The following is a 23992-nucleotide window of genomic DNA, read 5'->3' as shown; positions in this document are numbered from 1 at the left end:
GCATGATGATTTTTTTATGTTCATAGGTGATATCTTATTGTCTGAAGGGATTCTTTGCTGTTTTTGCTGTACCATTTAAAGGGGATAACGTAACATAGAAGAGCATATTCCAGAGGAGGGTCTTTATGACAGAAAGACAAGTTATTCGGACATTGATCGTAGAAATCCCATCAGCACCCGGCAGTTTTGCAAAAGTGGCGACGGCTATTGGAAATGTCGGCGGCGATATCGGTGACATTAAAACAATTAAAATCGGCACGCTTTCAACGGTGCGTGATATTACAGTTGTCTGTGAAGACGACGATGAACTGAATGCGGTTGTTAGTGAAGTGGAAGCACTTGGTAATGGTGTGAAAATCCTTGCTGTGACTGATGATGTGCTAAAGGCGCATGAGGGCGGCAAAATTCATATGAAGAGCAAGACGGACGTCCGGTCGCTGAGTGACCTGCGCCGGGTTTATACGCCTGGAGTAGCGAATGTGTGCGAAGAGATCCAGCGGCATCCGGAAAAGGCCCGCTACTTCACAAGCATCGGCAATACAGTGGCCATTGTGACTGACGGTACTGCGGTTTTGGGATTGGGAAACATCGGGCCGGTCGCAGGTATGCCCGTCATGGAAGGGAAAGCTGTTCTGTTTGACCAGTTTGCAGGTATCAGCGGTGTACCGGTTTTACTGGACACGAGCGATCCGGACAAAGTAGTGGAGACAGTGAAACACATCCATCAGAGCTACGGTGCAATCTTGCTTGAGGATATCGGATCCCCTCATTGTTTTGAAATTGAAGAACGGCTGAAAGCGGAGCTGCCGATTCCGGTCATGCATGATGATCAGCACGGAACAGCTGTCGTGACACTTGCTTCATTTCTGACAGCCTGCAAAGCGGCGGAGATTGATCCTGCAAAGGCGGTAGTGGGACAGATCGGACTGGGGGCAGCCGGCATTGCAATCTGCAGAATGCTCATGGCATATGGAGTGAAGGATGTATTCGGCATTGATCTGAACGAAGAAGCAGTAAACCGACTAAAAGGTTATGGCGGAAAAACAATGGATTCGCTCAATGATTTGATGGATACATGTGACATCGTCATTGCGACAACAGGCGTACAAGGGCTCATAAAACCGGAAATGGTGAAAAAGGGGCAAGTCATCCTGGCCTTGTCCAATCCACATCCGGAAATCCGACCGGAAGATGCGCTTGAGGCCGGTGCTGCATTTGCTGCTGACGGACGTCTCGTCAATAACGTGCTGGGCTTCCCGGGAATATTCCGCGGCGCATTGAATGCGGAAGCTAAGGAAATCACATATGCGATGCTGATCGCAGCAGCAGAAGCGATCGTGGATAATACAAGACCGGGCGATCTTGTGCCGAATGCGCTGAACCCCGCGGTACATCAGGCGGTCGCAGAAGCAGTGGAACGTGTCGCTTCAATCAAAGCCAAATAACGCTGAAACTGCTCCCGAACGGGGGGCAGTTTTTTGCATTTATCTGTCATTCACACCGCCACAGGATGGTTTAATGGTTCTGGGGCACCGGGTACATAGAAAGTAGACATATTTTGAAGACAGGAGGCTAACTATGAAGTCAAATGAACGTTTAGTAGAAGTGATTTATACACCGGATGAACTGGACCGGAAAGTGGAAGAGCTGAAGTTGCAGGGTTATAACGAAAGAGATTTGCATATACTTGCAAGCAATGAAAGCGAATTGATTCAACACGTCTCAGATGGAACAGAGAGATTCAAATCTTTCTACACAGACAGGGACTTAAACGAAGAACGCTTCCGCGAATTGAACCTGACAGAAACGGATCAGGGAAAGTTCAAGGATGGGCTTAACCGCGGTGGAGCAGTAATTTATGCGGATCACGGAGTACCGCGCCGTGATAGGATCAACGATACGGGAACGACGGTGGGGGATAAATTCGATGATGGCCGGGTGATCGCAGCCGGAACGAATTTTGAAGAAGATGAGACCAGTGAGACCGACTATACGGCAGAACGCATCGTGATTGATTCAACTGATAACAGAACGGAAACACGCCGGGCAGAAGATAATACAAGCCGGCCCACACCAGAAGCGGAACAGACGCAGAATGATTCCCGTTATGTTGATGACCGGTATATCGAAGGGAAGCATATTAAAGACGATGACGGTATCCATGGCCGCAATACGGCATATGCTTTGTTTGACCGCCACGAAGAGCGGGGAGACGATGTGCGGCATCCTGATGCCCGAATCATTGACAAGGACGTGCAAAAAGGTGAGAGAGCCGCACATAAAGCAAGCAATAATGAAGAAGAGCATGGTTCTCCGATTCATCCATCATCAAGTAAGGATGATATTGAACCGCGATCGAGTGCCCGTACTAACCATGAACCAGGTCTGCTGCGGGAAACAGAACAAGAAGCCGACCGTCATCAAGATCATCCGTATGAAGACCGCAATGATGGGGTGAACCGCAGTGACGATGAATTTTCACCCGGCAACGATCCGAATCTCGGTCCGGCACCATTCGGGCGGGATTCAGAGGAACAGCATCTTGCGGAAACAAAGCGGGAAAAACGAGTGGTCACTGACAAGCGGGAACGCAGCGATCGTGAAGACGACCTGCCGGATGATGGGCGAAATCGCCGCAGTATCCGCAATGACGATTTACCGCCTTCATCCCGGCCATTCTAAACGACATGCGCCATTGAAGGTAAGACCGCTGTATGACTTGAATGCTTCTGCGGTATAATTATGGAGATGCAGAAGAAACATCGAAGGCTGCCCTGCAAACTTGTGGGGCAGCTTTTTTATGGCAATTCCAAGGTCTGTTGATGACGGAGCGTTCAGTTTCTTTCGGCTTTGCTGACTGATTGGTCAGCTCGGTATAGAAAGGAGTACAAAAGAAAAATGTGCAGGCATTTTTCTTTTGCCGGAAATTCCAAACTCTTTCATGTACAATAAAAACTGTTCAGGAAGGCGGGGACCGATGGAAAAGCGGAGTGCGGAACAATTACTTAAACAAAAGAAAAAAATGCAATACAGCGGCAGCCGGAAAAACCGGCAACAGAAATATTCACTCAGCATGGAAGTGGTCAAAAATTATGTCGTTCTCGACTTTGAAACAACCGGTTTGAGTGCCTGGAAAGATAAGATCATTCAAATCGGGGCGGTTAAGTATGAAAATCATCGCCGTACGGATACCTTCTACCTGCTGGTGGACCCACAATGCCATATCTCCAGGACCATCACTTCCATCACTGGCATCCGGAATGAAGACGTGGCAGGGGCACCGGTCATTGAAGAAGTCATCGATGATTTAATCGCATTCATTGGAGATTATCCGATTGTCGCCCATAATGCCCCGTTCGATATGGGATTTCTGTATGCACTGGATTCCATAGCGTCTATTCCGGCATATACCGTCATCGATACCGTCCGGCTTGCCAAACAGACGTTACGGAACATCCCGGATTACAAGCTGACGACGTTGTCAGCCTTTCTCGAGCTGGAACATCACGCTCATGATGCACTTGGTGATTGCCTGGCTGCCGCAGCGATTTACCAGTTCTGTGCTGTCCAAAATTGAAAGCCTCCAGCAGAGCAGCTGGAGGCAATTGGCTTAGTTATATTATTATCCTGTGGAAGAAGATGCGGCGAGTGATGAAAGTGTCAGTCTGGCGGCGTTCCGGATGCTGCTGCAGAGATCCTCGTCTGCCAGACGGCGAAGTGTGGGCAACGGTGTATAAGGATTGTGTGCAGCGCCTTCCCGTACTTCTGCATGTTGATCAAGTGACAAATCGACAAGCAATCCCGGGCAGGTGATGGATTTAGCCAGTTCTGCGCGTTTCAGCCATTCCATGCGGAGGACAGCTGCTTCATCGGCCGGTGACCATTGCGTCTTCATGGCATACTCGCGAAATTCGTCGTTCATATTAGTTTGTGCACCTCTGTTTTTAAAGTCTATTTATAGAATTTGAATTATCATACCACGTTTTTATGAAAAGGAAACTATAAACACTTGTGACTATGGAGGGATTTTTGATGAAGCTTTTAATACTTGGCGGAACTTCATTCGTTGGCCGGCATATTACGGAAACAGCAGTGAAACAGGGGCATGATATCACACTGTTTAACCGGGGGAAGAGCCAGCCGAATGCATTTCCGGAACTTCGGCGGATCACCGGAGACCGGCGCATGGATGCAAATAAACTGGCAGGGGAAAAATGGGATGCCGTCATCGATGTAAGTGCATACAGTCCCGCTGATTTAGAACCTGTGCTCCGGCATGTGGAAACCGATCGCTATACGTTCATTTCCACTATTTCAGTATATGACGACTTTTCCGGAGGACCTGCCGGGGAAGATGCTTCTCTGCATAAAACCCGACCGGACAGCGATCAGGTAACAGGCGAGACGTACGGTCCGCTGAAAATTATGTGTGAAGAACTGATCCGGAAAGAATTCGGAGAGAAAGCGCTCGTTATCCGTCCAGGCATTGTTGCAGGTCCGTTTGATCCGACAGACCGTTTCACTTACTGGGCAGTGAAGCTGGCAGAGAAGGGAACTGTCATCATACCGGGAAGTGCGGACCGGAAAGTCCAATGGATCGCGGCCCGGGATCTTGCGCAATTTACGGTCACTCAAACAGCAGCCGGCACAACAGGGACGTTCAACGTGACCGCTGATCCTGTAGCAATGGGTGAATTCGTGGATGCACTCGATACAGGAGGAGCAGAAAAAATATGGGTGTCCGATGAAGCACTGAAGGAAAGAAACATCCAGCCATTTGAGATTCCGTTATGGATTCCCGTATCACCTGAGTATCCGGAAGGTTTTCTGTTGGCAGATAACAGGCGGGCCAAACAAGCCGGATTGGAATTTACACCGCTTGCCGAACTGGCGGCAGACACCCGGAAGTGGTTCAGTGAAGAATCCCGTGAACTGAAGACGGGGCTGTCTGACAAACAGGAATCTGTGCTGCAAAAGCTTTAAGAGATTGCGGGCACTACTGCCGACAGGTTTCAGCTGATCTGTCCGGGACAAGGAAATTCCTATTCACAAAAAAACGGACTTGCAGGCAAAATGCTGCAAGTCCGTTTTGTAATTATTGGACAGGTGGCTGCTGATCAGGCTTCTTAGGCTGCACAACCCGCACAGTCCATTTCGAGAAGTCAGGATCATCGACTAAAACCATTTGTTTTGGAAAGATGAAATTCCAAGGTTTTGTCGTGTTGGCCTTCACTGTCAGTTTATTTAAATTGAATGAGCCGGCAGCGACACGCCGGCGCTGGGCATCAAGCACTTCCAGCGGGATTTTCTCGATGACCAGATTCCGCTTCCGACCGTTGCGGATCAGCAGGGAAACGGCAAGATTGCCGTTTTCAAGCGGCCGGATCTGAAAACCGGTAACGTTTACTTCGCCGGGTTTCAGGGCCGGAAGTGTGCTTACAGCCTTTACCAGAACTTTTTTCTGCTCGTCTGTCAGTGCGTCTTTCCAGGTTTCATCAAAATCAAGCCGGTGGGGCATAAGGGACCGTAAATTGAAAGTGAGCTTCCAGCCTTCTTCTGGTGCCTTATCTGCCCGGATATTCGCCTTATCAAAACGGAAAACCCAAGGGCGGTCCGACCGGGGCGGGAGTGTGCCGAGCTCTGACATATCGAACACTTGGGCAGCAATCGGCTGTCCCTTGTCATCAAGGACCAGCAATTCCATTTTTCCTAGCTTGATCTCTTTTGGAAGAGAAGACCGGAAAAAGGCTTCGACCTGCCAATCACCTGTTTCTTCATCTTCCTCGATTTCGATGCCTGACAGCGAGAGCTGCCCGGCTTTCAGGTTAGGTAAAAAAGAACCGAGCATCTCGAGCGACTGCTCCTGTTCCTCTGTCATTTCCCAGTCAGGATGGATGGATAAAGTCGTTTTCACTTCTTCAGCTGGCTCCGTTTGCTCTTCAGCTGCAGAAGTGCCTTCTGTAATTTTGTTGGAGTCTACAATTGAATCTTCGCCGTTTTTTTCATATTTATTGAAAGGTGAAAAGTCTGCCATAGGAATAATTCCTCCTGTTCAGGGTATACTTAACGTGAATGAACACCATCGCATTTTAATTCCTGTTTTCGTTTCTTAAAAGCATTGATTCAGTCTTTTGCTCATTCTCGCTGCTGAATTCACCACTGTCATATATTTTAACAAACTTCACCTGCAAACTCTACTGATGGTTGAAACCTTAGCAGAATCACTGCGTCTATATTCTCAAAGTAATAAATTTCTCTTCCGGCAGGTAGAGGAATTGTGTTATCATTAGTGAATTGATTTACGTGCACAAGAGGTGCCAGAGGAGGAACAACATGCTTTACCTGGGATTGGTAGTAGCATTTATCGGCTCAATAGTTTTAACCCCATTAGTTAAGCGACTCGCTTTCCGGGTTGGTGCTGTTGACCGTCCGAACTACCGGAAAGTACATGCAAGAGTGATGCCTCGTTTAGGCGGTCTGGCCATTTTCTGTGCTTTTTTAATCGGTTATTTAGTTGCAAGGCCAGACAATCCGGCTGCTGTTCCGCTGTTGATCGGAGCATTAGTAATTGTAATAACAGGCGTATTCGATGACATGCGAGAAATAACTGCCAAGGCAAAGCTCTTGGGACAGTTTTTGGCTGCAGGGATTGTCGTTGTGTGGGGAGATTTACAGATAACATTTATTAATCTGCCATTCGGCGGTCAATTGGATTTTGGCTATCTGAGCATTCCGCTGACAATTGTCTGGATCATCGCTATTACAAACGCAGTCAACTTAATTGATGGACTTGATGGGCTGGCAGCAGGTGTTTCGACAATTGCAATGATTTCACTTGCCGGCATGGCCTTCATTATGGGGGATATGTTTGTCTTAGTGATGGCTTCATTGCTGATCGCAAGTACACTTGGTTTTCTGTTTTATAATTTTCACCCGGCAAAGATTTTTATGGGTGATACAGGGGCTCTGTTCCTGGGTTTCATCATCTCTGTGTTGGCACTAATGGGTTTTAAAAATGTAACAGCAGTTGCGCTTATTATCCCAATTATTATTTTGGGAGTGCCGATTTCTGATACTTTTTTCGCAATCGTGCGTCGGCTTCGAGCAAAACAGCCTTTATCAGCTGCAGATAAATCACATTTGCATCATTGTTTGCTACGAACAGGTTTTTCTCATAGCCAGACAGTTTTGATTATTTATGGAATTGCTGCACTTTTTGGCTTAGCTGCACTGTTGTTCTCACAAGCAACAGTCTGGGGAGCTGTCTTATTAGTGACGGTCATGCTTATCGTGATTGAGTTATTTGTTGAGGTGATAGGACTGGCAGGACAGAATTACCGGCCATTGTTAAACTTATTTCGTGCAAATCGTAAAGCAACTGAAAAACACTGAGGCAAAAAATGAATTAACCCGGTAATTTGAGATATAAGAAAACACCGAGGCTGCCATTGTCCGATAATCAATCGGGGAATGGCAGTTTAACTTTTAAAATGGTCCAATGTAGTTGTAGTAGTACATTTAATCTTCCGATTTTCATTATACAAAGGCATTAGTTAAGTATACCCTTTTCAGGGCAGGGAGTTCTTGCGACTTTAGTGGGGAGTGGAAGGATTCGATGACGGCGTTATCAAAGCAGTTTCCTTTTTGGAATATGCCAGTGATAATGCCTTTTTCTTTTGTCGTCACCGAAAAGCGCTGGATATGTATGAGGAACCTGGATAACTTGCAGAATAATGCCGGCCGGCTATATTCTATTCTTCTGACAAGCGATTGCCAGCGTATCCAGTACGAGCTGGGCTTGCTGATTTGATAAACAATCACTTCGTTGTTATAGAAGTTTAGAATGGTTGGCAGATAAAGCATCCTTTCCTCGTGGGGAAGTTACATGATTTTACACTAGTATAGTCGTCGCTGAGCTTTGTCCGGATAACCTCTGGTTTGATTTCTTCCTGTTAGAACCGCTTTGATGATCCCTTTTTTGATCACCTACAGAAAAAACACCCCCAAATTGTCGTCTTTACTACATACGACGTTGGGAGTGCTTCTTTTCCTTATCTCATTTTGCTGAGTGGCTCTAAATTCCGCTATCAGTTTTTGTTCAATTTCCAGTTTTGGAATATGCCTAACTGCTAGATGTATTCTCTGGATTCGGTTGGAACTCCAGATGTTTCTGAAGAGTATTGGAGACATCGATAAGAGCATCTTCATCTAACTTCCAGTAATAGGTTCCGGTTGACATATCATCATAACCCGCCAGCGAGAAATTCTCTATGTCCAAGTGGCCACCTTGTGCATATTCAATGAAAGCCTGCATATCCTTGAAAGTAAGATCTGTCTTTACATTTTCTCCGACAGCGTCTATAACATCACCATATTTGAAAACGGAACTAACAGATAACACCTTATTTAAAATTGCTTCGAGAATCATCTGCTGTCGTTTTCCCCGTTCAATATCATTGTCGTAATAGCGGGTTCTTGCTAAAGCGAGCGCTTCGCTACCATTAACTTTCTGGATCCCGGGCCTTAGTTGAATCGCATCTTGTTGATCATTCTCATTCGCTTCATCAAGAGCGTATGGAACTTCAACTGTGATTCCACCTAGAGCATCCACCGAGGCCACAAATGCATTGAAATCCATTTTCACATAATAATCCACCGGTACATCGAAGAGTTCTTCCACTGTTTCGATTGTCGATTCGGCTCCTCCGTAGGCATACGCATGTGTGATTTTATCCTCCGTACCGATTTCAGGGATATAAGCATAGGAATCCCGCGGAATACTCACCAATTTCACTGATTTATCCTGATTATTCAGTGTCGCAAGGATCAATGCATCGGTCCGGGTATTGTTGTCCTGCTGATTCCGTTTTTCACTGTTGTCCAGTCCCATGAACAGGACTGATACATTATCGTCGAGCGGTTCAACTTCTTCCGTCCGCAAGTCAGAGATATCACGGCCTTCAAGACTTTCAAACGAGTCATTTGCGGCCTGTTCCGCCTGCTTGATCAAGAAAATACCATATGCAGAAACGGCAAGCAGCAATGTAACAGCAATAGTGATGATCCATTTAAGCCAGGTTCTCTTCCCGCCGCCTGTCTGCCGCCGGTATTCTTTTCTATTCATCAGTTTATCTGCCTCCGCATAAATGAAGTGGTCCATAACTCGGTCATGTGGCAATTTTATTCCTACACTCCATTATACAACGGTTGAAAAGGCGAGTAAAATAAAAGAATTCAGCCAGGAAACTCCAGGAATTCAGAATCAGTCTGTTCGATTTCCGCCTGACCGTTTGTCAGTTCCAGCATCCAGGCTGTAAAGGATTCCACTTCAGTGGCCGGTACATAAATAAAGAGATTAACGCTTTCCGTATAGCTGATTTCTTTTAGCGGATACACGGATTGCCGGACATCATTTTCTACTTTCCCCAACCATGTGTAATCGATTGAAACGTCCATCAAATGGTGAAGCCGGCGCTCCACAATGCCTGCGGCGTCTAAGGCTTCGGTCACAGACTTGCCATAAGCGCGAATTAATCCGCCTCCGCCAAGTTTAATCCCGCCGAAGTAACGGGTAACAACAATAACAGTGTCTTTTAGTCCCTGCTTCTTCAGGACTTCGAGCATAGGGACACCGGCAGTCCCGCTGGGTTCTCCGTCATCGTTCGCTTTTTGGATCTGGTCGTTTTCGCCGATCAGGTAAGCAGAGCAGTTATGTGTGGCGCTGCTGTGTTCTTTTTTGATGGATTCGATGAAGCCCAGCGCTTCCTGTTCCGTTTCTGCGCGCGCTGCGTGTCCGATGAATCGGGATTTCTGAATGATGATTTCTGCAGTGGCAAAACCTTTGATGGTTTTGTAATTGGCTCGCATTTTATGACCTCCTGTTGTAGAATATAATCAGACAATTTGTAATGGTTTCTTAATATATACCTATATACTTCATGCTATACTAAAGAAGTTCTAGGCAGTTAGGATTAACCTCTGCATAGCTGCTGTCCAGATGGCTAAGGAATTATTTTCAGCACAGATTAGGCGGGTTGCAAATGGCTTCCAAGAAGTCGAATTTCCAGGAACTGGATTTCATTTTCGGCCGAATGATGGAGACAATGAACCAGTCCAAGAAGGATATTTTCATTATAAGTGAACAGAGCCGCCAAAGTTATGAAGAACTGCATGTGGAACTGGAGAAGATCCGGACAGATATTTCCCGGGCCATAGCGGAAGGGGATGTGCTGGAAGAAAAAGCGCAAGTCTCCCGCAGGCGGCTGGCGGAAGTGTCACGGGACAATAGTATATACACTGAAACCGAAGTGCGTAAAGTGTATGAGCAGGCCAATGATCTTCAAATTCAGTTGTCAGTGAACCGCTCTGAAGAAAAGCAGCTCCGGCAAAAACGGGATGAGCTGGAACAGCGGCTGCAGCATTTGCTGCGGACGATTGAGCGTGCTGAGTTATTCGTTAATCAGGTGAATTTCGTCATTAATTATATGACATCCAATCAAAAGTCGGACAGAACAGAACTGGAAAATACGCAATTGAAACAAGATTACAGTCTTCGGATTATTGAAGCACAGGAAGAGGAACGAAAGCGGGTTTCCCGTGAAATCCATGATGGACCAGCCCAGATGATGGCCAATGTGCTTCTCCGATCCGATTTGATTGAGCGGACATACCGCGAAAAAGGGGCAGCTCAGGCTTTCCAGGAAATAACGTCGTTGAAAGAGATGGTAAGGGACGCGCTCACTGAGGTTAGGCGTATCATCTATGATTTGCGGCCAATGGCGCTCGATGATCTTGGGCTGGTGCCGACATTGAAAAAATACTTGGCCACAATTGAAGATTATAACCCTGGGTGCCGGATCAGTTTCCAGTCAGAAGGCAGGGAGAGGCGGCTGCCGGCAGAAAGGGAAGTTCCGGTCTTTCGCATGGTGCAGGAAGCAGTGTCAAATGCCGTTCGTCACGGAAAAGCCAGTGAAATCCAGGTGACAGCTGAATGGGAGAAAAACAAAGTGACCTTCATCGTGAAAGACAACGGGACCGGCTTTGATCCAAATGCGGTTAAACAGCAATCATACGGCTTGATCGGCATGCGGGAGCGGGTTGACCTCATTGATGGTAAAATGTTTATTAACTCAGCGCCCGGAGCAGGAACGGTCCTGATGTTTCAAATACCGACAGATAAGTGAAATAGATTTTTTGGAGTGGAGGAGGATGACTGAATGACAAAAATAATCATAGTGGACGATCACCAGCTGTTCCGTGAGGGAGTTAAGCGAATCCTGGATTTCGAGGATTCGTTTGATGTAGTAGCGGAAGGCGGCGACGGCACAGAAGTCAGTAAATTATACGAAGAACACCAGCCGGATGTAGTCCTGATGGACATTAACATGCCACAGAAAAATGGCGTGGAAGCAACCGGTGAACTGATCGCACAGCACCCCGATGCGAAAGTCATCATCCTGTCCATTCATGACGATGAATCGTATGTAACGCATGCTCTCAAGACTGGTGCACTGGGTTACATGCTGAAGGAAATGGATGCAGAAGCGATTGTCCAAGCGATCAAAGTTGTCGCACGGGGCGGCTCTTACCTGCACCCGAAAGTCACTCGCAACCTCGTGGCGGAGTTCCGGCGATTGAGCGAGCGGGAAAATAAGGGGTCATTCCACCAGTCGGAAATCCGACGTCCTTACCATTTGCTCACGAAACGTGAGAGTGAAGTGCTTCAGCTGCTGACGGATGGCCAAAGCAACCGGGCGATTGGGGAAACGTTATTTATTTCTGAGAAAACCGTAAAAAACCACGTTTCAAGCATTTTGCAGAAAATGCAGGTGAATGACCGGACGCAAGCCGTTGTTACAGCAATCAAAAATGGCTGGGTGGAAGTTCGATAAAGTTTTCATAAACCCGCAGCATCGTGCTGCGGGTTTTTGCATGGAAAAATATCGGCTTTTTAATTCAGAAAGTGTGGGGAAAGCAGATGGAAGTGTCTGAAAATACCGATTTGCCGGCATAGATAGCTTGAAAATACGGGTTTGCTGAATGCTATTGGCGAATGATAAGCGGCGTGCTACATTAGAGCGGAAAAGAGGGAGGCTATTGCTTGTAAAGATGAGAGGTGAGCCGGCGGATAAAGAACGGCTGGAAGTGCTGATGCGCAGATTTCCTGGAAGCGATGCTCTCGAAAAAGAGTACCAGAGTGTCTGCGCCGGTGTGGGTGGGGAAGAACGGTTCGATTATTACATGGAGCAGTGTGAGCCGAAGTTTCCGCATCTGATTTTGCATGATGTATCGCTGGAATCTGTATTTCCGTTCCAGCTGGACTCCGTCATGATTACGCCGTGGTGCATCTATGTATTTGAAGTGAAAAACCTGGGTGGCCGCACGCAGATCAGACAAAATCCACAACAGGCGGTTCAGTTAAAAGAAGATGGTTCAAGAGCCGGCATAAAGAGCCCGCTCGAGCAAATGGAAACACATTCGTGGCTCTTCGAGGAATGGCTCATGCGCCATAAACTCATTGTGCCGCTCCGGTCCATCCTCGTGTTTTCCTATGCGAAACAAATTCCGGAAAATATTCCATCTTCGCAGGTTGTGTTATTCTCCCACCAGCTACCCCTTTTTATGAGTCGTCTGGCGGAAGAAGCCTGGATGATGCATCCAGCTGAAATGCAAAAAATTGCAGATGAGCTAATCAGGTTCCATCGGCCTTTTGTGCATCCGCCGTTTCACTTGGATAAGAGGTTTCCCATTTCAAGGATGAAAACAGGTGTGTGGTGTAATGCGTGCGGCCGGCTTGGCATGAAGCGGTTGCATGGCTGCTGGATTTGCGGATGCGGAGCAAAAGAGAAAGCTGCGCACGAACGGACTGTGCGGGATTGGCTGCTGATTACAGGGGAACCGATAACAAACCGGGACGCGCGGGAAATGCTGGGATTAACGAGTGTGCATGCAGCAGGGAGATTATTGCGGAGCATGGATCTGGAACGCATCGGAACATTCAGGGATAGTAAGTATTTATTGAAAAGATGAACCTGCAAGAAACTGAGCTGCATTTGCAAGTAAATGTACTGTGTTCGCAAGTAACCGGGGGGAATTTCGCAAGTGTTTTCCGATTCGCAAGAAATTGAGCTGTTTTCGCAAGTAAATGCGGCATGTTCGCAAGTAACCGGGGGAGTATCGCAAGTGTTTTCCAATTCGCAAGAAACGAAGCCGTTTTCGCAAGTAAATCCGGCGCATTCGCAAGTAACCGGGGGAGTATCGCAAGTGTTTTCCAATTCGCAAGAAACGAAGCCGCTTTCGCAAGTAACTGTGAAAAATTCGCAAGTAACTGTGAAAAATTCGCAAGTAACTGTGAAAAATTCGCAAGTAACATACCCAAACTGCGCCACAATCCTGCCACACATTGCATATTCCAGCCGCATGCAAGTTGAATAGGGGCTCCGGTTGTGCAAAAATAACCGCAGGAGGAATGCATGATGAAAAAATGGTTGCTTGCTGCAGGCGCAATGGGTTTATTAGCCGGCTGTTCAGCAGATGAAGAAACACAGAATGCAGATACAGCTGAAGCCGGGTATGAAAATACAAATGATGCCATAGGTCACGGCGTGGAAGATGATACGGTCGGGTTTACGCTCGATGAAGACGGGACACCGATTGCCGCGGATGTGCCGGCAGGAGAAGAAGTAGTACTTCTTGAAGCTTATAACGCATACATTAACGCCTTCAATGCTGAAGATATTGATGCGTTCATGAACGTACTCGCCGATGACCCGGAAGGATTTGACCGGGAAGCGGATAAAGAGTTGCTGCTGGATACATTTGAACAGTATGAAACAACATATGAACCGAGTGATATGACAATTGTGAAGTACGAAGAAGATCGGGCGGAAGTATTCGCTGTTATTGATGTTACGATGGTTGATGCAGAAACGGATAACACGATCGAGCAGACGGGCAGACAAGTTGTTGTATTTGAAAAAGAAGATGGCGAGTGGCGCGTATCGGCCCTTCATTTTATCGGTAACCAGTGAATCTCCTGCAATGGCGGGAGATTTTTTACTACAAAGCTATGTTAAATATCTCTGTTGATTTTCCGCAAAATAGCTCCACTTGCCGCGGGCTTACACTGAACTAACTCGGACTTAAAAGCCCGAGTGGATTTCAGCGCCTCGCTTTTCTGCAGGCGTTTCCGCTTTTTGCTCCAGATTTTTTGTAGTAAAAAACAACATTATTCTTTAACAGAACCTACTATAAAAAGAAAGGAACTTGCGAATGGATGAAATAGAAGTGTTTCTGACAGGGCGGATTTGGCTTCGTGAACATACACCATTTCCTGCTGATGAGATAGATGCACTGATCCTCAGCGGAAAAATCAAGGTTATTCCTGGAATTACGGATAAGCAATGTGCCCGCTGCCTCGAAAAAAATACCCGGCACATTGTGAAATTCCGCTGTGCCCGGTGCCAGGCAGATTGTTTGTACTGCCGGCATTGTCTTACCATGGGGCGGGTCAGTTCCTGCACCGAACTGATTACCTGGGCAGATCCTTCTTTATCCCCTTCATGCGTCCATTCATTTGCATGGAATGGCACGCTCACTTCACCTCAAAAGCAGGCCTCTGATGAATTGCTTGCCAGTCTTGAACGGAACGAAGACCATTTGATCTACGCAGTATGCGGTGCTGGTAAGACCGAGCTTTTGTTTCCGCCGATCTATGCGGCATTATTGAAAAACAAGCGGGTATGCCTGGCAGCTCCCCGCACGGATGTCGTTCTTGAACTTGCCCCGCGGCTGAAAGAGGCTTTTCCCGGTACTGTCATACATACGCTGTACGGCGATGCACCAAAAGAAACCGGTTTTGCCCAGCTCGTCATCGCTACGACCCATCAATTGTACCGGTTTCAAGAGGCTTTTGGTTTCATGATAGTCGATGAAGCCGATGCATTTCCTTACTCCGCCGATCAGGCATTGCAGTATGCCGTACAGAAAGCGAAAAAGCCGGATGCCCCGGTTGCGTATGTGACTGCCACACCGTCAAATGCAATGCTACGATCGGTTCGAAATCAGTCCCGCATCTTCAGGCGCTATCATGGCCATCCGCTTCCTGAATCGGAGTACCGGTCTCTATGGAATTACCGGAAAGCGTTCCGCAGAAAAACCATTCCGCCGAAACTCAAATCCTGGCTGGAAGAAAAATTGCGAAACCGGCAGCCGTTCCTGCTATTCCTGCCGACCATTGAACTCATCGAAGAAACGATTCCGCTATTCCAGGCACTTGATCCGCGCATTCAGGCAGTTTATGCGGAAGACCCGGACCGGAAACAGAAAGTACTGCAGCTGCGGAATCAGGAGGTGCCAGGATTGGTGACTTCGACCATTCTGGAACGCGGCATTACAATTCCCAACGTTCAAGTGGCTGTCGTTGGAGCGGATGAAGCGATTTTTACGGCGGCCGCGCTTATTCAGATTGCAGGGAGGGCTGGTCGGTCGGCAGAGCAGCCGACCGGGGATGTGCTTTTTTTCCATAACGGAATTTCCCGGAAAATGGACAGTGCCCGACGGCTGATCCGGCTCTACAATACGGAGGGCTTTTCATGAATTGCCTGCTCTGTGACCGCCGGATGGCTATGCAGGTCTCCTGGCGGACGATGTTCTGCCGGGATATCGGCAAAGTCATTTGTGCCCGCTGTGAACAGGGATTCAGCCGGATCACAGGACCGGTCTGTCCTGTTTGCGGAATTTCATCAGCTAATTTATGTCCGGAGTGCCGGATGTGGGAGCGGACGAAATATGCCGGACTGATTTCCGGCGGCAAGAGTCTCTTTATGTATAACGAAGCGATGCAACGTTACTTGCATCAATATAAATTTCTTAAAGATGAAGCGCTCGCTGCTGTTTTCGCTCCTGTGCTTCATGACGCGTTGAAAGGACGATTCATCGTACCGGTGCCGATGAATGAAGAACGCGAACGGGAACGAACTTTTCCGCAAGTGGAGCGCATGCTCGATGCTGCAAGGCTGCCGTATCTGCAAACCCTTGTGAAGGAGGGCGGCATCCAAGGGAAAAAGACGAGACAGGAACGGCTGGCTTCACCTCTTCTATTCAAATGGAATGGAGCGGAAGTGCCGAAACGTGTAACGATTGCTGATGATTTATACACGACCGGCACGACATTGCGTCATGCAGCAAAAGTGTTGCGGCAAGCCGGTGCTGAAGAGATTCTTGTTTTCACGCTGATTCGCGGATAAATGATTCTGATGGCAGGACAGCAAATTAAAGTGAAATCAATTCAGAAAAACCCGCCAGCCAGGTGGCGGGCGGGAATCTCAATGTTCGTAAATCATTTTTCTGGTCATGCCGCCATCGATCCGCAGGTTTTCTCCAGTGATAAACTCATTATCTGGATTGCATAGAAAGAGGCAGGCCCGCGCAATATCATCCGGTCGGCCGGCGCGTCCGCTCCAATGCTGCGAATGGTCCTGCGGGCGCAGGTCATCAGGATCTCCATTATGAATCCAGCCCGGCGCGATGGAATTTACGCGGATATTCCTTTCGCTGAGTGTGGCGGCAAGGGCGTGGGTCAGTGCGAAAATGCCGCCTTTGGATGCGGCGTAGCTTTCAGTGTCCGGTTCGGACATGAATGCCCGGGTTGATGCCATATTGACGATAGCCCGTACGTCTTCCGTCATATAACGGGCAGCTTCACGGCTGCAGATAAAGACACTTTTCAAATTGGTATCGAGCACACGGTCCCAGTCTGCTTCACTCACTTCCCAGAGCGATTTAAATTCAGAAATTCCGGCGTTATTCACGAGTGCGTGGATGGCTCCGTATTCTTCATTGATTTCCATAAACGTCCGGGTCACGTCTTCAAAATCCCCGACATCACATTTCCAGAAATCGATGGACGCAGCCGACGCACTTTCAATATCAAGCCCGATGACCCGGGCCCCCTTTTCGGCGAAGTGCTCAGCTACACTTCGGCCGATGCCTTGTGCGGCACCTGTAACAATCACAGTCTTTTGCTCGAACATAATTTGTCCCCTCCTTGATGTCAGTTTACCTATTACATCGCAGGCTAAAACTTTTTATGTTTCATGCAGGAGGTCGGTGGGGAAAAATAGAATGGTACAGTATGCATTTAATAAAGGAGGAATTTGTATGTTACAATATAACATCCGAGGAGAAAACATCGACGTTACACCGGCAATCCGTGAACATATTGAACGGAAGGTAGAAAAAGTCGAACGTTATTTTCCAGAGGGCACAAACGCTACAGCGAACGTGAACGTGCGAACATACAATAACGCTCAAACAAAAGTGGAAGTCACGATTCCGATGAAAAATCTAACACTGCGCGCAGAAGAACGCCACAATGATCTGTATGCGGCAGTAGATTTGATTGTTGATAAACTTGAACGGCAGATCCGCAAATACAAGACCCGGGTAAATCGTAAGTTCCGTGACCGCGACGGAATCGGAGTTGCTTTCGCAGCGCTTGAAAACGAAGCGCAGCAGCAGCGGATCGCTGAAGAAGATGAAGAAGACCTGACAATCGTCCGGACAAAACAGTTTGATCTGAAGCCAATGGACGAAGAGGAAGCTGTGCTTCAGATGAACATGCTGGGTCATAATTTTTACGTCTTTACAGATGCAGATTCCAATGGCACGAATATTGTTTACAAACGGAAAGACGGCACATACGGGCTGATTGAAACAAGCTGACGAAGTTGAAAGCCTCTCTTAAACCCGGAGAGGCTTTTTTTGTTCTTGAAAACATGGCTAGTGGTAAGGAGGGCGGCATGGGAAGGAAAGTGAAAGACGTAAAGACGGGGCTGACGGGAAAAGTGGCGGTCGTAATGCTGGTTGCCGTACTGGTAGTGCTGCTATTACTGGCCGCTGTCTCAACAGAACGCTATGAGAATTACCTACTGGAACATATTGAACATGAATTGCTGCTGAAAAGTGAATTGACAGCGCTGGATATTTCAAAACAGCTGGAGTTGAATGGGGAAATTGCCCGTCAACTGGCAAAGCGGCCGCTGACAGCTGATTTCCTGGCTGTTGCAGATGGAAACGGCATAGCAGCAAATCCATATTATTCTCAGCTGAATGAAGCGGTAACGAAGATTCAGGAAAGCAGTGAAGGAATCGGCTCGGTCTGGGTATCGCATACTGAAGAACGATTTTTGATCGCTGATCATGGAGAACAGCTTGTCGAAACTGCGCCGCTCCAACGGCCTTGGTTTGAAGAGGCGACAAATAGCCTCGACACTACATATTCGCGGCCTTACACGGATCTGCTGACATCGAAACCGACAGTCAGCGTCATACATCCAGTGATAGACCAAGAAGGACGACTCGGTTTTGTCGGGCTGGATATATACCTGGAAGCAATTCTGCCTGTCCTTGATTCGATTCAGTCATTCGATCAGCAACTGCTGATTCTGTCAGAGGAAGGGGACGTGATTTATGATCCCGCCCGTTTGGGAGAAGTGCTGAACAATGAGGATTTACCTGTAGGAGAGGTGCAGCAGATCTCCACGGCAAATGGCTTGCTGCTTGCAGAGAGAGTCCAGGTTCCGACATTGAACTGGTCTGTGATCAGCGCAATTCCGGCATCAGTCGCGCTTGAGCCGATCGAGGAACTCCGGTCGTTTTCCCTTCTGGTCTGGCTGGTGGGCGTGGTGGCGGTTCTCCTGACAATCCTTGCAGTATTAAAATATTTGCTGCGGGAAATCCCGGTGCTGCTTCATGACATAAGCAAGGCTGAAGTTCCGGGCCATCAGATTTCTGCAGCGCTCAGCCGGGGCGATGAAGTCGGAGCGATAGCCAGAGCGGTGAAGCGTCTTGCCGAGCGGATTCATGAGCAGGTTGCCGAGATGAATTATCAGGCGCTGTATGACAATCTGACAGACATGCCAAACCGCTACCATACGGAAGAAGTGATCACTGCAGCTATACGGAAAGCGGAAGAGTCAGATCAAGTGGTCGCCATCGCTTTTCTTGACCTTGACCGCTTCAAACAGATCAATGATATCAGCGGACACACATTCGGGGATGAGCTGCTGGTGCAATTCAGTCAGCGGCTGCGCAATGAGTTTATGACAGATGAAACTTTCATCGGGCGCTTCAGCGGAGATGAATTCATCCTTGTGCTCCGGGCGACAGTTGAAGATATTGCGCTGCTTCATCTGCATATGAAAGAATTGCATGCCCGGCTGACAGAGCCTTACGAGGTGCGAGGACAATTGGTGTATATGACAGCGACAATCGGAGTTTCGGTATATCCGTACGATGCAGCCAATAAAGAAGAGTTGCTGGCTGCTGCCGACACGGCTCTGTCTGAGGCTAAAGAAGCCGGCCGGGACCGCATTTTATTTTTTGGCGATGATATGAAACAGAAAGTTGCCGCGCGAAATTCGATTGAACGGGGTCTGCGGACTGCGATTGACAACGACGAGCTGGTGCTGCACTTTCAGCCGCAGCTTGATCTGGCGTCAGGCAGGCTGAATGGGGTGGAGACATTACTTCGGTGGAATCATCCGGTACAGGGATTAATCAGTCCGAGTGAATTCATCCCTGTGGCAGAACAAAGCGGGCAAATTACAAGTATTGATGAATGGGTTATGGAGGAGAGCATCCGGCTGGGAAGTGATCTGCTGAGACAGCATCCTGAAATCGGAACGGTATCTGTCAACCTGAATGTGCGGCAATTGCATGACCACCATTTGCCCCGGAAAATCGAAAGGCTTCTCGCTTTTTATGGCTACCCTCCTGAAGCGCTTGAAATTGAAATTACGGAATCGGTTATTGTTGACCGTATCAATGAAGCGCGCCGGACACTTTATGCACTGAAGGCAATCGGCATCAAAGTGGCATTGGATGATTTCGGTTCAGGTTATTCATCACTGAATTACTTGCGGATACTTCCGGTTGACCGCTTGAAAATCGATCGCACATTTATTAGCCGGATGGCAGAAGAACCGCATATGCAGGCAATTGTCCATACGGTTATCGAGCTTGCAAAGGCACTTGATATGAAAGTCGTGGCTGAAGGGGTGGAACAGGATGAGGAACTGGCCCTTTTGAAAAGCTGGAAGGCTGAATCGGTGCAAGGATACCTGGTGAGCCGCCCGCTTCCGTTTAATGACCTTTTGCGGTTCCTGGCTGCCCGCAAGAACTAGCGGTCAACTATTTGCTTCACATCAAGTGAAAGTGGTAAAATGTACGTTGAAACTTATCGAGGTAAATTAAGCAGGGAGCGGTTATACATGCTTGGAGTTTTAAATAAAGTATTTGATCCAAATAAACGTGATCTGAAGAAACTGGAAAAGACAGCTGACAGTGTTGAAGCGCTCGCCTCGCAATTTGAGGCGCTGTCTGATGAGGAACTGCAGGCAAAAACAGCGGAATTCATGGAACGCCATGAAAAAGGAGAGTCACTGGATGACCTCCTGCCGGAAGCTTTTGCGACTGTAAGGGAGGCGGCAAAGCGCGTGCTTGGCCTTTATCCTTTCCGCGTTCAGCTTATGGGTGCTGCTGCGCTTCACGGCGGTAATATCGCCGAGATGCGGACGGGTGAAGGGAAGACGCTGACATCGACGCTCGCAATCTACCTGAATGCTCTGACGAAAAAAGGCACCCACGTCGTTACAGTCAATGAATACCTTGCCAGCCGGGATGCTGAGGAAATGGGGCAGCTGTATCAGTGGCTCGGACTGACGGTCGGCTTAAATCAAAGCGGACTGACGAAAGAAGAAAAGCGGGCTGCTTACGAGACGGATGTCATGTATAGCACGAACAATGAACTTGGGTTCGATTATTTGCGGGATAATATGGTGCTTTATAAAGAGCATATGGTGCAGCGCCCGCTTCATTATGCCGTCATTGATGAAGTGGACTCGATTTTGATCGATGAAGCGCGGACGCCGCTGATCATTTCCGGCGCTGCAGCCAAGGCAGCCCAGCTCTATGTGCAGGCGAACCAGTTCGCCAGCATGCTGAACAAGGATACTGATTATTCCTATGATGAAACAACAAAAGGTGTAGTGTTGACGGAAGATGGCATCGAAAAGGCTGAAAAGGCATTCGGAATCGATAACCTGTTCGATATTGCCCATGTTCGGCTGAATCATGCCATTAACCAGTCACTTAAAGCGCATGTCACCATGCATAAGGACGTTGATTACGTTGTGCAGGAAGAAGAAGTGATTATTGTTGACCAGTTCACCGGACGCCTCATGAAAGGGCGCCGCTACTCTGATGGACTGCACCAGGCGATCGAAGCGAAAGAAGGACTCGAAATTCAGAACGAATCGATGACAATGGCCACGATTACGTTCCAGAACTACTTCCGCCGGTATGACAAACTGTCCGGTATGACAGGTACAGCGAAAACGGAAGAAGAGGAATTCCGCAATATTTACAATATGAATGTTGTGTCTATTCCGACGAACAAACCGGTAATCCGTCAAGATCACCCGGACTTAATCTTTGCGACCATCGAAGGCAAATATAAAGCCGTTGCAGAAGATATCCGGGACCGGCACAAGAACGGTCAGCCGGTGCTCGTCGGTACAGTCGCAATCGAGACATCGGAAATCATCTCGAATTACCTGACGAAGTATGGCATCAAGCATAGCGTGCTGAACGCCAAGAACCACGGCACAGAAGCAGAAATCATTCTGGATGCCGGACAGAAAGGTGCCGTTACGATCGCGACCAACATGGCGGGGCGCGGAACCGATATCAAGCTCGGAGAAGGGGTCACCGAAGCCGGAGGTCTGGCTGTCATCGGGACCGAGCGGCATGAATCCCGCCGGATCGATAATCAGCTTCGCGGCCGTTCAGGCCGTCAGGGAGATCCGGGTGTTACTCAGTTCTATCTGTCGCTTGAAGATGATCTTATGCGCCGGTTCGGATCTGACTCGATGCGCACAATGATGGGACGGCTTGGCATGGACGATTCCCAGCCGCTGCAGTCCCGCATGGTATCCCGTGCAGTCGAGTCCGCCCAGAAACGGGTGGAGGGCAATAACTTCGATGCGCGGAAACGACTGCTTCAGTATGACGACGTGCTGCGACAGCAACGTGAAGTCATTTACAAGGAACGCATGGAAGTGCTGGAAACAGAGAACATGCGCGGGCTTGTCGAAGATATGATCAGCCGCACAATCCGTCGCACTGTCCAGTCGTATACGCAAGGGGAAAGCCAGGCGGAATGGCACCTAAAGACGTTGCTTGATGTAATCCATGCCAATCTTCTGCCTGAAGACCGACTGTCGCTGCAGGACCTTGACGGGAAGTCACAGGAAGAGCTGATCAGCCTTGTACAGCAGGAGGCAATCCGGTACTATAATGAAAAAGAAGCGGAACTGACACCCGAACGCATGCGTGAGTTTGAAAAAGTCGTCCTGCTCCGCACGATCGATACAAAATGGACAGACCATATCGATGCAATGGATCAGCTGCGCCAAGGAATCCATCTGCGGGCATATGGACAGAATGATCCGCTTCGTGAGTATCAGAATGAAGGATTCGCAATGTTTGAAGCGATGGTGGAATCCATTGATGAAGATGTTGCCAAATATGCACTGAAGGCGGAAATCCGCGATAACCTGGAGCGTCAGGAAGTAGCGAAGAGCCAGGCAGTGAATCCGAAAGAACAAGGGACAGAAAAGAAAAAGCGCATGCCGGCCAGAAAAGCAATGACCATCGGCCGCAATGCACTGTGCCCTTGCGGCAGCGGCAAGAAATTCAAAAACTGTCATGGGGCAGAAGCTGCCCAGCAGTAACACCAAGCCGAAGAGCCAGTGCTCTTCGGTCTTATTATGAGGAGGATCATCACACATGATGGAATTAGCAGAAGTACGTAACGAGCTAGACAATACAGCCGGAAAATTGGCGGACTACAGGGGGTCTCTTTGACTTAGAGAACAAAGAGGCACGCATACAGGAACTCGATGAAATGATGCTGGATCCTGACTTTTGGAATGACCAGGATAGCGCCCAGTCCGTTATATCCGAATTAAATGGTCTGAAGGATCTGGTGGGCACCTACCGGGGATTCGAGGAGACGCAGGAAAACTTGGAAATGACGCTTGAATTGCTCCGGGAAGAAGCGGACACAGAACTGCAGGAGGAACTCGGCACCGAGCTGAAGGAGTACACAGCGAAATTGGATGATTTTGAATTACAGCTGCTCCTGAGTGAACCGTATGACAAAAACAACGCGATCCTTGAGCTGCACCCGGGAGCAGGCGGCACTGAATCGCAGGACTGGGGTTCAATGCTGCTGCGGATGTATACCCGCTGGGGAGAAAAGCGCGGGTTCAAAGTAGAGACACTGGATTACCTGCCGGGTGATGAAGCCGGCATCAAATCCGTTACCTTGGGTTTTAAAGGTCATAACGCGTATGGTTATCTGAAAGCGGAAAAAGGCGTTCACCGGCTTGTCCGGATTTCGCCGTTCGATTCATCCGGTCGTCGGCACACATCGTTTGTATCGATTGATGTTATGCCCGAGTTCAATGAAGAAATTGAAATCGAGATCCGGACAGAAGACTTGAAAGTCGATACGTACCGGGCCAGTGGGGCAGGCGGTCAGCATATCAATACAACCGATTCCGCTGTACGGATCACGCATATCCCGACGGGCGCAGTTGTTTCCTGTCAGCAGGAACGTTCTCAGATCAAAAACCGGGAAAAGGCCATGAATATGTTGAAAGCTAAATTGTATGCGTTGAAGATTGAAGAGCAGGAAGCTCAGATGGCGGAGATCCGTGGAGAACAAAAAGAGATCGGATGGGGAAGCCAGATCCGTTCTTATGTATTCCATCCGTATTCAATGGTGAAAGACCACCGGACGAACCATGAAACCGGAAACCTCCAAGCCGTAATGGATGGAGATATCGACGGATTCATCAATTCCTATTTGCGTTCGAAGATGCAGTAAACTGCGTCTTCGGGCGCTTTTTTCTTTATTCGGGTG

The 23992-nt window shown here is 48.3% G+C and carries 20 protein-coding genes; 15 read left to right on the top strand and 5 right to left on the bottom strand.

What is annotated here, in order from left to right; all coding sequences use genetic code 11:
• Window positions 1-125: 125 nt before the first annotated feature.
• The 3 genes from B0X71_RS13200 to B0X71_RS13190 all read left to right on the top strand — a co-directional run bounded on the left by B0X71_RS13200 (window position 126) and on the right by B0X71_RS13190 (window position 3577).
• Window positions 126-1445 carry an NAD-dependent malic enzyme gene (locus tag B0X71_RS13200; protein ID WP_077589860.1) on the top strand — a complete coding sequence of 440 codons (1320 nt, stop codon included), beginning with the start codon at window positions 126-128 and terminating at the stop codon, window positions 1443-1445.
• 133 nt (window positions 1446-1578) lie between these two features.
• Window positions 1579-2682 carry a general stress protein gene (locus B0X71_RS13195; RefSeq protein WP_077589859.1) on the top strand — a complete coding sequence of 368 codons (1104 nt, stop codon included), beginning with the start codon at window positions 1579-1581 and terminating at the stop codon, window positions 2680-2682.
• A 295-nt stretch (window positions 2683-2977) separates the two neighbouring features.
• Window positions 2978-3577 (top strand): 3'-5' exonuclease, encoded by a 600-nt coding sequence (locus B0X71_RS13190; protein WP_077589858.1) that lies wholly within the window; start codon window positions 2978-2980, stop codon window positions 3575-3577.
• Window positions 3578-3622: 45 nt separating this feature from the next.
• Here B0X71_RS13190 and B0X71_RS13185 read toward each other — a convergent pair whose 3' ends face one another.
• Complete coding sequence (locus tag B0X71_RS13185) at window positions 3623-3922, bottom strand: hypothetical protein (protein WP_077589857.1); 300 nt, start codon at window positions 3920-3922, stop codon at window positions 3623-3625.
• Between the two features lie 110 nt (window positions 3923-4032).
• Here B0X71_RS13185 and B0X71_RS13180 point away from each other — a divergent pair, with 110 nt between their 5' ends.
• On the top strand, window positions 4033-4983 hold the full coding sequence (locus B0X71_RS13180) for an NAD-dependent epimerase/dehydratase family protein (protein ID WP_077589856.1): 951 nt from the start codon (window positions 4033-4035) through the stop codon (window positions 4981-4983).
• Window positions 4984-5095: 112 nt separating this feature from the next.
• Here B0X71_RS13180 and B0X71_RS13175 read toward each other — a convergent pair whose 3' ends face one another.
• Window positions 5096-6034: an accessory Sec system S-layer assembly protein gene (locus B0X71_RS13175; RefSeq protein ID WP_077589855.1), complete on the bottom strand. Its 939-nt coding sequence runs from the start codon at window positions 6032-6034 to the stop codon at window positions 5096-5098.
• Between the two features lie 299 nt (window positions 6035-6333).
• Here B0X71_RS13175 and B0X71_RS13170 point away from each other — a divergent pair, with 299 nt between their 5' ends.
• Window positions 6334-7392 (top strand): glycosyltransferase family 4 protein, encoded by a 1059-nt coding sequence (locus B0X71_RS13170; RefSeq protein ID WP_077589854.1) that lies wholly within the window; start codon window positions 6334-6336, stop codon window positions 7390-7392.
• A 730-nt stretch (window positions 7393-8122) separates the two neighbouring features.
• Here the strand turns inward: B0X71_RS13170 and B0X71_RS13160 are convergent.
• Together B0X71_RS13160 and B0X71_RS13155 are read right to left on the bottom strand one after the other, a co-directional pair.
• Window positions 8123-9124, bottom strand: coding sequence for an LCP family protein (locus B0X71_RS13160; protein WP_077591000.1), 1002 nt, complete (start codon window positions 9122-9124; stop codon window positions 8123-8125).
• Window positions 9125-9234: 110 nt separating this feature from the next.
• Window positions 9235-9867: a YigZ family protein gene (locus B0X71_RS13155; RefSeq protein ID WP_077589852.1), complete on the bottom strand. Its 633-nt coding sequence runs from the start codon at window positions 9865-9867 to the stop codon at window positions 9235-9237.
• Window positions 9868-10040: 173 nt separating this feature from the next.
• Between B0X71_RS13155 and B0X71_RS13150 the strand changes: the two genes are divergently transcribed.
• The 6 genes from B0X71_RS13150 to B0X71_RS21410 all read left to right on the top strand — a co-directional run bounded on the left by B0X71_RS13150 (window position 10041) and on the right by B0X71_RS21410 (window position 16247).
• A complete protein-coding gene (locus B0X71_RS13150) occupies window positions 10041-11183 on the top strand; it encodes a sensor histidine kinase (protein ID WP_077589851.1) in 1143 nt (380 codons plus the stop codon).
• A gap of 33 nt (window positions 11184-11216) precedes the next feature.
• A complete protein-coding gene (locus B0X71_RS13145; RefSeq protein ID WP_077589850.1) occupies window positions 11217-11891 on the top strand; it encodes a response regulator in 675 nt (224 codons plus the stop codon).
• Between the two features lie 205 nt (window positions 11892-12096).
• Window positions 12097-13029: a nuclease-related domain-containing protein gene (locus B0X71_RS13140; protein WP_198038593.1), complete on the top strand. Its 933-nt coding sequence runs from the start codon at window positions 12097-12099 to the stop codon at window positions 13027-13029.
• A 446-nt stretch (window positions 13030-13475) separates the two neighbouring features.
• Complete coding sequence (locus tag B0X71_RS13130; protein ID WP_077589847.1) at window positions 13476-14030, top strand: YybH family protein; 555 nt, start codon at window positions 13476-13478, stop codon at window positions 14028-14030.
• A 241-nt stretch (window positions 14031-14271) separates the two neighbouring features.
• Complete coding sequence (locus B0X71_RS13125; protein WP_077589846.1) at window positions 14272-15597, top strand: ATP-dependent helicase ComFA; 1326 nt, start codon at window positions 14272-14274, stop codon at window positions 15595-15597.
• Window positions 15594-16247 carry a ComFC family protein gene (locus B0X71_RS21410; RefSeq protein ID WP_077589845.1) on the top strand — a complete coding sequence of 218 codons (654 nt, stop codon included), beginning with the start codon at window positions 15594-15596 and terminating at the stop codon, window positions 16245-16247. Before B0X71_RS13125 ends, B0X71_RS21410 begins: the two co-directional genes overlap by 4 nt.
• A 78-nt stretch (window positions 16248-16325) precedes the next feature.
• Here B0X71_RS21410 and B0X71_RS13115 read toward each other — a convergent pair whose 3' ends face one another.
• Window positions 16326-17033, bottom strand: a complete 708-nt coding sequence (locus B0X71_RS13115) for an SDR family NAD(P)-dependent oxidoreductase (protein WP_077589844.1) — start codon at window positions 17031-17033, stop codon at window positions 16326-16328.
• Between the two features lie 127 nt (window positions 17034-17160).
• Between B0X71_RS13115 and hpf the strand changes: the two genes are divergently transcribed.
• The 4 genes from hpf to prfB all read left to right on the top strand — a co-directional run bounded on the left by hpf (window position 17161) and on the right by prfB (window position 23956).
• Window positions 17161-17724 (top strand): ribosome hibernation-promoting factor, HPF/YfiA family, encoded by a 564-nt coding sequence (gene hpf, locus B0X71_RS13110; protein ID WP_077589843.1) that lies wholly within the window; start codon window positions 17161-17163, stop codon window positions 17722-17724.
• Between the two features lie 77 nt (window positions 17725-17801).
• Window positions 17802-20186, top strand: coding sequence for a putative bifunctional diguanylate cyclase/phosphodiesterase (locus tag B0X71_RS13105; RefSeq protein ID WP_198038592.1), 2385 nt, complete (start codon window positions 17802-17804; stop codon window positions 20184-20186).
• 87 nt (window positions 20187-20273) lie between these two features.
• On the top strand, window positions 20274-22796 hold the full coding sequence (gene secA / locus B0X71_RS13100; protein ID WP_077589841.1) for a preprotein translocase subunit SecA: 2523 nt from the start codon (window positions 20274-20276) through the stop codon (window positions 22794-22796).
• 58 nt (window positions 22797-22854) lie between these two features.
• Window positions 22855-23956, top strand: a protein-coding gene (gene prfB, locus B0X71_RS13095) for a peptide chain release factor 2 (protein ID WP_156889950.1) whose coding sequence is annotated in 2 segments (ribosomal slippage) — window positions 22855-22926 and window positions 22928-23956 — 1101 coding nt in all. Because the reading frame shifts where the segments join, the coding sequence is not laid out codon by codon here.
• Window positions 23957-23992 lie beyond the last annotated feature (36 nt).

The sequence above is a fragment of the Planococcus lenghuensis genome (assembly GCF_001999905.1).
Classification (GTDB): domain Bacteria; phylum Bacillota; class Bacilli; order Bacillales_A; family Planococcaceae; genus Indiicoccus; species Indiicoccus lenghuensis.
This window is presented reverse-complemented; position numbering and strand designations above follow the sequence as displayed.